At 66.5% G+C, this 13,175-nt stretch carries 9 protein-coding genes and 1 pseudogene; 6 read left to right on the forward strand and 4 right to left on the reverse strand.

The window, feature by feature from the left end; translation table 11 throughout:
- From LGR44_RS18190 to metH, 6 genes and pseudogenes are all read left to right on the forward strand, one after another.
- Entirely contained in the window at positions 1-687 is a 687-nt protein-coding gene (locus LGR44_RS18190; RefSeq protein ID WP_226742134.1) for an SDR family oxidoreductase, read from the forward strand.
- Between the two features lie 75 nt (positions 688-762).
- A complete protein-coding gene (locus LGR44_RS18195; RefSeq protein WP_226742135.1) occupies positions 763-2,241 on the forward strand; it encodes an AMP nucleosidase in 1,479 nt (492 codons plus the stop codon).
- 9 nt (positions 2,242-2,250) lie between these two features.
- Positions 2,251-3,132, forward strand: a complete 882-nt coding sequence (locus LGR44_RS18200; protein WP_226742136.1) for a DMT family transporter — start codon at positions 2,251-2,253, stop codon at positions 3,130-3,132.
- Positions 3,133-3,201: 69 nt separating this feature from the next.
- Entirely contained in the window at positions 3,202-4,215 is a 1,014-nt protein-coding gene (locus LGR44_RS18205) for an ArsR/SmtB family transcription factor (protein ID WP_226742137.1), read from the forward strand.
- A pseudogene (gene metF, locus LGR44_RS18210) lies at positions 4,215-5,119 on the forward strand (methylenetetrahydrofolate reductase [NAD(P)H]). Before LGR44_RS18205 ends, metF begins: the two are co-directional and overlap by 1 nt.
- A gap of 48 nt (positions 5,120-5,167) precedes the next feature.
- Positions 5,168-8,923, forward strand: coding sequence for a methionine synthase (metH, locus tag LGR44_RS18215; RefSeq protein ID WP_226742138.1), 3,756 nt, complete (start codon positions 5,168-5,170; stop codon positions 8,921-8,923).
- Between the two features lie 7 nt (positions 8,924-8,930).
- Here metH and LGR44_RS18220 read toward each other — a convergent pair whose 3' ends face one another.
- From LGR44_RS18220 to LGR44_RS18235, 4 genes are all read right to left on the reverse strand, one after another.
- A complete protein-coding gene (locus LGR44_RS18220; protein WP_226742139.1) occupies positions 8,931-10,163 on the reverse strand; it encodes an ABC transporter permease in 1,233 nt (410 codons plus the stop codon).
- Positions 10,160-10,885, reverse strand: a complete 726-nt coding sequence (locus LGR44_RS18225) for an ABC transporter ATP-binding protein (RefSeq protein ID WP_226742140.1) — start codon at positions 10,883-10,885, stop codon at positions 10,160-10,162. The genes LGR44_RS18220 and LGR44_RS18225 overlap by 4 nt, the downstream gene beginning before the upstream one ends.
- 10 nt (positions 10,886-10,895) lie before the next feature.
- A complete protein-coding gene (locus tag LGR44_RS18230) occupies positions 10,896-12,323 on the reverse strand; it encodes an efflux RND transporter periplasmic adaptor subunit (protein ID WP_226742141.1) in 1,428 nt (475 codons plus the stop codon).
- A 78-nt stretch (positions 12,324-12,401) separates the two neighbouring features.
- Positions 12,402-13,175, reverse strand: coding sequence for an N-acetylmuramoyl-L-alanine amidase (locus LGR44_RS18235; protein WP_226742142.1), 774 nt, complete (start codon positions 13,173-13,175; stop codon positions 12,402-12,404).

Below are 13,175 nucleotides of genomic sequence, written 5' to 3' on the forward strand. Positions count from 1 at the left end.
GTGGGAACATATCTCATTACTGGTGCAGGCCGCGGGATCGGGCGAGAGCTCGTCCGCGTTCTGCTTGCCCGCGGCGACTATGTGATTGGCACCGTTCGCGATTTATCGCGCTGTCCCCCGGAATGGGCGCCATTCAAGGATGGTGGACAACTTGACGTGCTCTCGCTCGACGTCCGGGACGGACGCTCCATTGCTGAAGCCGCGATGATTGTGAGCGGGCCGATTGACGTGCTCGTCAACAATGCTGGCATCATCGGGCCTGAGCGCCAGTCGACTCTCAACATGGATTTCGACGGGTTTCTCGACACTCTAGCGGTCAACACCCTCGGACCCCTGCGGGTCATCCAGGCTTTTCTCCCGCATCTGCGGCGGGCATCCTCGGGTAGGATCGTCACAATCAGCAGCCGCATGGGGTCTCTGTCCTATGCGAAGTCCGACCGGATCGCCTATCGGGCATCGAAGGCTGCCGTGAACAAGGTCATGCAAGGCCTGGCCACCGATCTTCGAAATGATGACATCACAGTTGTTTCCGTGCATCCGGGTTGGGTTCAGACGGAAATGGGTGGCTCAGGTGCCGATATTTCCGTTGAGGAAAGCGCGGGCGGGATAGTACGGCTCATCGATAGGCTGACACTGGAGGAGACCGGAGGCTTCTTCGATTGGCAGGGAATGCGCCTCCCGTTCTAATTCACAAGGCGGTTGGGTTCCTGTTCGAAAGGGTGTATGACCCTTGAGGCACGAGACATGACATGAGACGTCCCCGTGCCAGCCGATCAGATTCCAGCCTTTCAAACCGTTGCGACTCCTGAAGAAGCCGTCGATCGGCTCATTCACCTCTACGACACGGCCATCGAGGCGCAGCGCCATGCGCTGGAGCACTTCTTCTCCACCGGGACCGCCCCCACCGCCAGCGAGAGGGCCCGCTTTCGCTATCCGGAATTGCGGCTGACCTATCGGGCCACATCCCTGCCGCCGGTCAAGCAGCGCGCCTATGCCAAGTTCCAGGGGCCCGGCGTCTATGCGACGACGATCACCCAGCCCACCTTTTTCAAGAGCTACCTCCTGGAGCAGCTGAACTATCTCGTGCGCGACTACGGCGCGACCCTCGAGGTTGGCGTCAGCGATCAGGAGATCCCGTACCCTTACGTTTTCGAGCGTGGCGACGAGCTGGGCCGGGGCGCCCATTCCGCTGCGGAGCTGGCGCAGCATTTCCCGACACCGCTGCTGGCGAAGGTCGGCGACGAGATCGCCGACGGCACCTGGATCTTCCGGGAGGGCGATCCGCGGCCGCTGGCGCTGTTCGACGCCGCCCGGGTTGACTATTCGCTCCGGCGCCTCGTGCACTATACAGGCAGCGACTGGCGGTCCGTTCAACCCTGGATCCTGCTGACCAACTATCACCGCTACGTGGACCAGTTCGTCCAGTGGGCGGTCGGTGAACTGGCGAAGGAGGACAGCGAGTTCGAGAGGCTGGTCCTGCCGGGCGGGATCGTGGTGGAGCGGGGACTGAAGGGCTCCGCCGTCGCCGAACTCGTGGCATCCTCCCCCTGGCACCGGTTCCAGATGCCGGCCTATCACCTGATCCACCGCAACGGACACGGCGTCACCCTGGTGAATATCGGGGTCGGGCCCTCCAACGCGAAGAACATCACGGACCACCTGGCGGTGATGCGTCCTCATTGCTGGCTCATGGTCGGCCATTGCGGCGGCCTGCGGCAGTCCCAGACCATCGGCGATTACGTGCTGGCCCACGGCTATCTCCGGCGCGACCGCATTCTCGACGGTGCCGTGCCGCCGGAAATCCCGATTCCCGCCCTGGCCGAGGTCCAGGTCGCCCTGCAGGAGGCGGCGGCCCAGGTCACCGGCGACCGGGGCGACGACCTGAAGCGGCGCCTGCGCACCGGCACGGTCGTGACCTACGACGACCGCAACTGGGAGCTTCGCTGGAGCCAGGAGCGGCGGCAGATCAACTTGTCCCGCGCCATCGCCGTGGACATGGAAAGCGGCACCATCGCGGCTCAGGGCTATCGCCTGCGCGTTCCCTATGGGACGCTGCTCTGCGTGTCCGACAAGCCCCTTCACGGCGAGATCAAGCTGCCGGGCGCGGCGAATGCGTTCTACGAGCGCGCTGTGGGGGAGCACCTCATGATCGGACTTGCCGCCCTGGACAATCTCCGGGGCCAGCGCGGCTCGCTCCATTCCCGAAAACTGCGGAGCTTCGACGAGCCGCCCTTCCGCTGATGGCCCACCATGTCGCGTGAAACCTCGGGCCTGCTCCTGGGCTTCGTGGGCGTGTGCATCTTCGCCGGCACGCTCCCCTTCACCCATCTCGCCGTCGAGTTTCTCAGCCCGCTTTTCGTGACGGCCGGCCGGGCGGCGGTGGCGGGGCTTCTGGCCGGGACGACGCTGCTGCTTCTGCGCAAGCCCTGGCCGGAGAGAAGACAGGTGGGGACGCTGGCGCTCGTCGCCTTGTGCCTCGTCGGAGGCTTCCCGGGATTCACTGCGCTTGCGATGCAGAGCGTGCCCGCCTCGCATGGGGGCGTCGTCCTGGGCATCCTGCCGCTCGCCACCTCCGCCATCAGCGCCCTCATCGCCGGGGAGCGGCCGAGCCCGGCCTTCTGGGCAGCCGCCGTGGCCGGTGCGGCCCTGGTCGTCGGGTTCACGCTGTACGAGGGAGGCGGCTCCCTGGGGAAGGGCGACCTCTACCTTCTGGCAGCCGCCCTGACCTCCGCCCTCGGCTACGTCCTGTCCGGAAAGCTCGTCCGCAGCGGCTATGCCGGATGGGAGGTCATTTCCTGGGTTCTCGTGGTGGCCCTTCCGGCCACGATTCCCCTGGCCCTCTGGACCATGCCGGCCACGCCTGCGGCCGTTCCGGCCTGGAGCTGGATCGGCTTCGCCTACGTCGCGCTCATGAGCCAGTATCTCGGCTTCTTTGCCTGGAACGCCGGCCTGGCCCTCGGCGGGATTGCCCATGTGAGCCAGGTTCAGCTGCTGCAGACCTTCATCACCCTGATCTTCGCGGCGCTTCTCAACCGGGAGCCCATCGAGCCGACAGCGTGGCTCGTCGCCACCGGGGTGTTCGTCCTGGTCCTGATGGCGCAACGGGCCAAGGTGGTCCGCAGAAAGGGGTGAGGATCCGCTTGCCGCGCGCTTACGATGAAGATATAAACATATCTTTATATGTGAGAGCGAGATTTGGCTGTGACCGATTCTGCGTCCCCGTCTCTTGATACGACCCTGAACGTGCTGCGGGCTGCGGCCGAGGAAACGCGCATGCGGATCCTGGCTCTTCTCACGGAGGGCGAGCTTTCGGTGTCGGACCTCACCGATATCCTCGGCCAGTCCCAGCCCAGGATTTCCCGTCATCTGAAGCTTCTAGTCGAGGCCGGCCTCGTGGAGCGCCACCGCGAAGGGGCCTGGGCCTTCTTCCGCTTGACGGACCGGGGACCGGCCCTGAGCATCCTCCGCCCGATGCTGGACAGCCTCGACCGATCGGATCCGCAACTGCTGGAGGACCGCACCCGGCTGCAGACCGTTCGCGAGCAGCGTGCCCAGGCGGCTCAGGCCTTCTTCTCCCGCCTTGCTCCCGATTGGGACCGCATCCGGTCGCTCCATGCTCCCGAGGCGGTTGTCGAGGCGGCCGTGGTGGACGCCCTCGGGTCGAAGCCGATCGTCAATCTCGTCGATCTCGGCACCGGCACCGGCCGAATGCTGCAGCTGCTGGCGCCGCGCGCGCTGCGGACAGTCGGGCTCGATGCCAGCCACGCCATGCTTTCCGTGGCGCGGGCGAACCTGGAAAAGGCCGGGCTCTCGCGGATCGAACTCCGGCAGGGGGACATCTATGCGCCTCCGTTCCCGCGCGACACGTTCGATCTCGTCGTCATCCATCAGGTGCTGCACTATCTCGACGATCCGGCCCGGGCGATCCGCGAGGCGGCCCGTCTCGTCGCTCCCGGCGGGCGCATCCTGGTAGTGGATTTCGCGCCCCACAATCTCGAGTTCCTGCGCGAGGCTCAGGCCCACCGCCGTCTCGGCTTTGCGCCCGAGCAGGTCTCCACCTGGCTCGATGAATCGGGCCTCGACTGCACGCTCACGCGGGATGTCGCGCCGCAAAAGAAGGCCGGCGAGCAGCTGGTCGTTTCCCTTTGGCTCGGCCAGGATCGCCGCGTGGCGACGGATTGGCCTCTGATCGAATCCAACAAAGAGGTTGCCTGATGTCGCCGCTCACGCTCCGCCCCAGCCGGCAGGACACCTGTTCGATCCGAGTCTCGTTCGAGTTCTTCCCGCCCAAGACTCCGGAGATGGAGGCCACGCTCTGGTCCTCCATCGAGCGTCTGGCCCCCTCGATCCGCAATTCGTCTCCGTCACGTACGGCGCCGGCGGCTCGACCCGCGAGCGGACCCACGCCACGGTGTCCCGCCTCGTGCGCGAAACGGCGCTGAAGCCCGCCGCGCACCTCACCTGCGTGGCGGCCACCAAGGAAGAGGTGAACGACGTCGTCCGCTCCTATTGGGAGGCAGGCGTCCGCCATGTCGTGGCCCTGCGCGGCGACCCGGTCGGCGGGCTCGGCACGACTTACGTGCCCCATCCGGGCGGTTATCAGCAGGCCTGCGACCTCGTGTCGGCGATCAAATCCATCGGCGACTTCGAGGTGTCGGTCTCGGCCTATCCGGAGAAGCATCCCGAGGCTTCGTCCCTCGATGCCGACATCGACGCCCTGAAGGCCAAGGTCGATTGCGGCGCCGACCGCGCGATCACGCAGTTCTTCTTCGATAACGACCACTACTTCCGCTATCTCGACCGCGTCCGGGCGCGGGGCATCGACATTCCCATCGTTCCCGGCATCGTTCCCGTCCAGAACTTCAAGCAGACCGCGAATTTCGCCGCCAAGGCGGGCGCCACCATTCCGGCATGGCTCGCTGCGCGGTTCGACGGTCTCGACAACGACGTGGACACGCGGAAGCTCATCGCCGCCGCCGTCGCCGCCGAGCAGGTGATCGATCTCGTGGACCGGGGCGTCAGCGAGTTCCACTTCTACACCATGAACCGCGCGGACCTGGTCTACGCGATCTGCCACCTGCTGGGATTGCGCGACCACGCCGTGAAAGTGGCAGCCTGATCATTCTGCGACGTGCCGGACCGTGCGGTCATGGCGAAAGAAAAGAAAATGACGACTTTCACTCCTTGTCCTGCCGACGGTGCCGATATTCTGAAGGCCCTTCGCGAAGCCGCATCGAAGCGCATTCTCGTGCTCGACGGCGCGATGGGAACCGAGCTCCAGAGCTACCGCTTCTCCGAGGAGGATTTCAGGGGCGAGCGGTTCAAGGACTGGAAGCAGGACGTCAAGGGCAACAACGACCTCCTGATCCTGACCCAGCCGGACGCGGTGCGGGACGTGCATCTCAACTATTTCCGCGCAGGCGCCGACATCGTCGAGACCAACACCTTTTCCGGCACCTCCATCGCCCAGGCCGATTACGGCATGGAGGAGATCGTCTACGACCTGAACTTCGAGGGCGCCCGCCTTGCGCGCGAGGCCGCGCTCCTGGCGCAGAAGGAGGATGGCCGCCGCCGCTTCGTGGCCGGCGCCATCGGTCCGACGAACCGGACGCTGTCGATTTCTCCCGACGTGAACAATCCCGGCTATCGCGCCGTGACCTTCGACGAGGTGCGCGATTCTTATGCCGAGCAGGTGAGGGGGCTCATCGACGGCGGATCCGAGATCATCCTCATCGAGACCATCTTCGACACTCTCAACGCCAAGGCGGCCATCGTCGCGACGCATCGGGTCTTCGCCGAGAAGGGCGTCAGGCTCCCGATCATGATCTCGGGCACCATCACGGACCTGTCCGGACGCACGCTCTCCGGCCAGACGCCGACGGCGTTCTGGCATTCCGTGCGTCATGCCGATCCCTTTTCCATCGGCCTCAACTGCGCGCTCGGTGCGCGCGAGATGCGGGCGCATATCCAGGAGATCAGCAAGGTCGCGGATACGCTCGTGTGCGCCTATCCGAATGCGGGCCTGCCCAACGAGTTCGGCCTCTACGACGAGCGTCCCGAAGCGACCGCGGGAATGCTGGCCGAGTTCGCCGATGCGGGCCTCGTGAACGTGGTCGGCGGCTGTTGCGGCACGACGCCGGACCATATCCGCGCCATTGCGGATGCGGTTGCGGGCAAGGCCCCGAGGCAGGTGCCCGAGGTCAAGCCGCTCATGCGCCTTTCGGGGCTCGAACCCTTCGTTCTCACCTCCGACATTCCCTTCGTGAACGTGGGCGAGCGCACGAACGTCACCGGCTCCGCCAAGTTCCGCAAACTCATCACCAACGGCGATTATGCGGCGGCTCTCGACGTGGCGCGCGACCAGGTGGCGAACGGCGCGCAGATCATCGACGTGAACATGGACGAGGGCCTGCTCGATTCCGAGAAGGCCATGGTGGAGTTCCTGAATCTCGTGGCCGGGGAGCCCGACATCGCCCGCGTGCCCGTGATGGTGGACTCGTCCAAGTTCCACGTGATCGAGGCCGGCCTGAAATGCATTCAGGGCAAGGCCATCGTGAACTCGATCTCCATGAAGGAGGGCGTGGACGCCTTCGTCGAGCAGGCCAGGATCTGCCGTTCCTACGGCGCCGCCGTCGTGGTGATGGCCTTCGACGAACAGGGGCAGGCGGATACCCTGGAGCGCAAGGTCGAGATCTGCACCCGCGCCTACAGGATTCTCACCGAGGAGGTCGGGTTCCCGCCGGAGGACATCATCTTCGATCCCAACGTGTTCGCGGTCGCCACCGGCATCGAGGAGCACAACGGTTACGGCGTTGCCTTCATCGAGGCGACGCGGATCATCCGCGAGACGCTGCCGCACGCCCATATCTCGGGCGGCGTGTCGAACCTCTCGTTCTCGTTCCGCGGCAACGAGCCGGTGCGCGAGGCGATGCACTCGGTCTTCCTGTTCCACGCCATCAAGGTCGGCATGGATATGGGCATCGTGAACGCCGGTCAGCTCGCCGTCTACGAGCAGATCGATCCGGAGCTGCGCGAACTGTGCGAGGACGTCGTCCTCAACCGCCGGCCCGACGCGACGGAGCGCCTGCTGGATGCGGCGCCCCGCTTCAAGGGCGACGGCGCGGGGGCGGCCAAGACCGTCGACCTCGAATGGCGCGGCTGGCCGGTCGAGAAGCGCCTGGAACATGCGCTCGTCAACGGCATCACCGAGTTCATCGAGCAGGACACGGAGGAGGCCCGTCAAGCCGCCGAACGTCCGCTGCACGTCATCGAAGGGCCGCTCATGGCGGGCATGAACGTGGTCGGCGACCTGTTCGGCGCCGGCAAGATGTTCCTGCCCCAGGTGGTGAAATCCGCCCGCGTGATGAAGCAGGCGGTGGCCTACCTCATGCCCTACATGGAGGCGGAGAAGGAGAAATCCGGAGCGGCTGCGCGCTCCGCCGCCGGCAAGGTGCTGATGGCGACCGTAAAGGGGGACGTGCACGACATCGGCAAGAACATCGTCGGCGTGGTTCTGGCCTGCAACAACTACGAGGTGATCGACCTCGGCGTCATGGTGCCTGCCCAGAAGATCCTGGAGACGGCCCGCAAGGAGAACGTGGACGTGATCGGCCTTTCCGGCCTCATCACGCCCTCCCTGGACGAGATGGTCCATGTGGCGAGCGAGATGGAGCGCGAGGGTTTCGACATTCCGCTGCTGATCGGAGGAGCCACCACGAGCCGGGTTCATACTGCGGTGAAGATCCACCCGAACTACAACAAGGGGCAGGCCGTCTACGTCACGGACGCGAGCCGCGCCGTCGGCGTGGTGTCCTCGCTGCTCTCGCCCGAGATGAAGCCGGGCTATGTGGAGACGGTACAGGCCGAGTACCGCAAGGTCGCCGACGCCCATGCCCGTTCCGAGGCGGACAAGCAGCGCCTGCCGCTCGAAAAGGCGCGCTCCAATGCGCTGAGGATCGACTGGTCGGCCTATCAGCCGCCCAAGCCCACCTTCACCGGCGCCCGGGTGTTCCGCAGCTACGATGTCGGGGAACTGGTGCCGTATATCGACTGGACGCCGTTCTTCCAGACCTGGGAGCTGAAGGGCCGTTTCCCGGCCATTCTCGACGACCCCGAACAGGGCGAGGCGGCACGCCAGCTCTTCGAGGATGCCCAGGCCATGCTCAAGCGCCTCGTGGACGAGCGCTGGTTCAATCCAAAGGCGGTCATCGGCTTCTGGCCCGCGAACGCGGTCGGCGACGATATCCGGCTGTTCACGGGCGAGAGCCGCTCCGAACAGCTCGCCACGTTCCACGGACTGCGCCAGCAGCTCTCCAAGCGCGACGGCAAGCCCAATCTCTGCCTGTCGGACTTCGTGGCCCCGGTCGAGAGCGGCAAGGCCGATTACGTCGGCGGCTTCGTCGTGACCTCGGGCATCGAGGAGGTCCGCATCGCCGAGCGCTTCGAGCGGGCGAACGACGATTACCAGTCGATCCTGGTGAAGGCCCTGGCCGATCGCCTGGCGGAAGCCTTTGCGGAGCGCATGCACCAGCGCGTGCGCAAGGAGTTCTGGGCCTATGCGCCGGACGAGGCCTATTCCAACGAGGACCTGATCCGCGAGGAGTACCAGGGCATTCGTCCGGCTCCGGGTTATCCGGCCCAGCCCGATCACACGGAGAAGGCGACCCTGTTCAGCCTGCTGGAGGCCGAGCGCCGCATCGGCGTGACGCTGACCGAGTCCTATGCCATGTGGCCGGGCTCATCGGTCTCCGGTCTCTACCTGTCCCATCCGGACGCCTACTATTTCGGCGTCGCCAAGGTGGAGCGCGATCAGGTGGAGGATTATGCTGCCCGCAAGGGCATGAGCATTCCGGAAGTGGAGCGCTGGCTCTCGCCGATCCTCAACTACGATCCGGCGCGCTACCGGGCGATGGCGGCGGAGTGACCTCCGGTCACTCCCTCCGCAGGGCCTCGATGGGGTCGAGCCTCGCGGCTCGCTGCGCCGGGTAGAAGCCGAAGAAGATCCCCACCAGCGCGGAGAAGCCGACCGCCAGGAGAATGGCGTTCGTCGAAACCAGCGAGGGCCATCCGGCGAGCTGCGCCACGAGATAGGCGGCGCCTGCACCCAACCCGACGCCCAGCGCTCCGCCGATGGTGGAGAGCGTCGTCGCCTCGATCAGGAACTGGCTCAGGATGTCCCGTGGCCGCGCCCCGACCGCGAGACGCAGGCCGATTTCCCGCGTCCGCTCGGTCACCGAGACCAGCATGATGTTCATGATGCCGATGCCTCCCACGAGCAGCGAGACGGCGGCCACGGCCGCCAGCAGCATGGACAGCGTATTGGCCGAGGCCGACGCGGTGTTGGCGATCTCCGTCAGGTTGCGGATGGAGAAATCGTCCTCCTGTTCGCCCAGGATGCGGTGCCGCTGTCTGAGGAGCGACGTCATGCTCTCGATGCCGGTCTCGATGTCCTCCTCATTGGCGAACTTCACGAAGATCGAGCCGACGGAGCCGTCCTTCGCATAGTTACGGCCGATGACGCGGCGGCGGCCCGCATCGAGCGGGACGAAGATCACGTCGTCCTGGTCCTGGCCGAAGGCCGACTGGCCTTTCGGCGCCATGACGCCGATGACCCGGAATGGAACGTTGCGCACCCGCACGATCTGATCGACGGGATCCTCGTCGCCGAACAGGTTCCTCGCCACCGTCTGGCCGAGAATGACGGCGATGTCGCCCCGGCGAATTTCCTCCGGGTCGAAGGTCCGGCCCGTGGCGACGTCCCACTCGCGGGCCGAGAACCAGTCGAGATCGACGCCGTAGATCCGCGTGCCCCAGTTGCTGCCGCCGGCGACCACCTGGGCGCCGCCCTGCACGAACGGGGCGGCCGCCACCACGCCGTCGATCTCGTTCCTGATCGCCTCCGCATCCTCGTCGGTCAGGGTGGAGGCCGCGCCCGCGCCCAGCCGCGCGCCGCCTTGCGTGACGTTGCCCGGCGTGACGATGACGAGGTTCGCGCCCAGCGACCGGATCTGCTGATCGACGAGGTTGCGGGCGCCGGAGCCGATGGCCACCATGGCGATGACGGCGGCGACGCCGATGACGATGCCGAGCATGGTCAGCAGGCTGCGCAGGGCGTTCGCCAAAATCGCGGAAAGCGCGGAGCGGATCGCTTCGATCAGTCTCATGCGGCGGTCTCCGCCGCCACGAGGTCGCGCGCATCGAGGGGTGTCTGACGCAAGTCCTCGATGACGCGACCGTCCTTGAAGCGGACGAGGCGGCGCGCATGGCGGCCCACATCGGCATCGTGGGTCACGAGAACGATGGTGACGCCCTCGCGGTTCAGCTCCTGGAAGAGGCTCAGGATCTCGGCCGCCGTCCGGCTGTCGAGCGCGCCGGTCGGCTCGTCGGCCAGAAGCAGGCTCGGATTGTTCACGAGGGCGCGCGCGATGGCGACGCGCTGCTGCTGCCCGCCCGAGAGCTGCATGGGACGGTGATGGGCGCGTTCGGCCAAGCCGACGCGGCCGAGGGCCTGGAGGGCGCGCTCCTGGCGCGTCCTGCGGTCCGTGCCGGCATAGATCATCGGCAGGGCCACGTTGTTCAGGGCGTCCACCCGCGGAAGAAGATTGAACTGCTGGAAGACGAAGCCGATCTCGCTGTTGCGCAACCGCGCGAGACCGTTCGCGTCGAGGCTTTCGACGGCCGTGCCGGCCAGCCGGTAATGACCGTGGGTCGGCCTGTCGAGGCAGCCGATCAGGTTCATGAAGGTGGACTTGCCGGAGCCGGACGGTCCCATGACCGCCACGAAGTCGCCTTCCTCGATGTCGAGGGAGACGCGGTCGAGCGCGACGACGCGTCCTGCGTCGAGTTCGTAGGTGCGTCCGAGATCCCGCGTTTCGATGAGGGCCATGGCCGCTTCCTCAGAACATGCGGGGAGGGCGCGGGCGTGAGCGCTGGCCCGGTCCGGCGGAAGCGTCGGCAGCGCCGCCGCGCGGACCGCCGACGATCACGGCGTCGCCTTCCTGCAGCTCTCCGCTCAGCACCTCGGTCACACTCCCGTCCGTCACGCCGAGGCGCACGGGCACGGCCTGCGGCGCACCGTCCGGCCCGAGCCGGTAGATGCGCCCGCCCGTTCCCTCATCCGTGGACCGGCGAGGGCCGCGCTGCGGCCCGGCGGTTCCCGCCTCCGCGGCGCCCCTCCTGCCCGTGGAGGCGGGGGTGACGGCAGGGCGGAAGCGCAGGGCTGCGTTGGGAACGCGCAGAACATCCTCGCGCTCGTCGGTCACGATCTGAAGGTTGGCGGTCATGCCGGGCAGAAGCGCGAGGTCGCGGTTGTCCACGCCGATCACGGCCGTATAGGTCACCACGTTCTGCACCGTCTGCGAGCCGAGGCGGACCATGCGCACCGTGCCTTCGAAGGTGCGATTGGGATAGGCGTTCACCGTGAAGCTGACCGCCTGGTCCGGCTTCAGGCGCCCCACATCCGCCTCGTCGATATTGGCATGGATGTCGATCTCCCGCAGATCCTGCGCGATGGTGAAGAGGGTCGGCGCGGAAAGCGAGGCGGCCACGGTCTGGCCGAGTTCGATGTCGCGCTTCACCACGACGCCGTCCACGGGCGAGCGGATGTCCGTGCGGCCGAGATCGATCTCGATATCCTTCAGCTTGGCCTGACGCTGCAGGATGACGGCATCCGCGGATTTCAGTCCCGCTTCCGCAAGGGCGATATCGGCCCTGAGGCCCGTCGCCTCGGCCTTGTTGGAGGCGATCTGGGCTTCGGCGGATGCGAGAGCCGCCTTCTGGATCTCGACCTGGGTCTGCGCCTGCTCGAGGGCGCTCTGGGTTCCGACCGCGCGGGCGCTCAGGGTCTTCTGACGTTCGAGATTGCGCTCCGCCTCCGCAAGCTGCGCCCGGGCGCGGTCCCGCTGGGCCGCAAGGTCGAGGGCGATCGCTTCGGACCGCTGAAGGGCGGATCTGGCCTTGTCCACCTGCGCGCCCTTGGTTTCACGGTCGGCCCTGGCTTGTGCGAGATCGGCCTGGGCGGCATCGCGGCGGGATTCGATCTGTTCGGAGTTCAGGCGGGCAACGACCTGCCCCTCCTTCACGGCGGTGTTGTAGTCGGCGAGGATCTCCACGACCTGTCCCGAGAGCTGGGAGCCTACGAGGACCGTGGTGACGGGGTTCAGGGTGCCGGTGGCGCGTACGCTCGCGACGACGGGGCCGCGGTCGGCGGCGGCGAGGCGATAGGCGACATCGGACGCATTCCCGCCGGCAGGCTTCCACACGAAGAAGCCTGCGGCTCCGGCCACCGCCAGAACGCCAATCACCCAGAACCAAACCCGCCGCACCGGAGCACCCCTCAAGACATGACGTCCATGAGCGCGGATTGTGGCTGAATTCTTACCCGAATTCGAGTTAACTCTTTGTCATGCTGTGGGGTTCGCCGGCCGCGTCGCGATCAGGTCCCGGAGCGTGGTGATGGTCGAGGCGTCGGCCACCCCATCCACCCGCTCGGGCCGGAAGTGGCGCTGGAAGGCCGTGACCACCTTCTCGGTGTCCTCGTCGAAGGTGCCGTTGATCCTCAGGCCGTAGCCGTACATGGCGAGCATTGCCTGAAGCGCCTCGATGGGCATGCCCTGGTCCCCGCGCGAGAAGAAGCGCCCGTCGCGGATGGGGGCGGGGGCGACCCGGTGGCCGACGCCCGCGCGATGGAGCCGCTCCCACGGAAAGCCCTCGCCGGGATCGAGCTTGCGGCCCGGCGCCACGTCCGAATGGGCGAGGACCCGCACCGCCGGAATGCGCCAGCGGGTCACGATGTCCTTGGTCAGGGCGACGACGCTTTCCATCTGCGCATCGGGGAAGGGCGGCAGACCTCCCGGATGCCCGGGATTGGCGATCTCGATGCCGATGGAGCGGGAGTTGATGTCGCTTTCCCCATTCCAGGAGGAGACGCCCGCGTGCCAGGCCCGCCGCGCCTCGGGCACCATCTGCAGGACCCGTCCGTCCTCGAAGACGAAATAGTGCGCGGAGACCTGCGAGACCGGATTGCACAACCATTGCAGGGCTTCGCCCGCATCCGGCATTCCGGTGTAGTGCAGGATGATCATCGAGGGATGCTGACCGTCCTTCCTCTCCCCATGGTTGGGCGAGGGGAAGACCTTCGCGGCAACGGGACTTTCGGGAGAAAGGGAGGGGCTCAT

The organism is Microvirga lenta (assembly GCF_020532555.1).
Lineage (GTDB): Bacteria > Pseudomonadota > Alphaproteobacteria > Rhizobiales > Beijerinckiaceae > Microvirga > Microvirga lenta.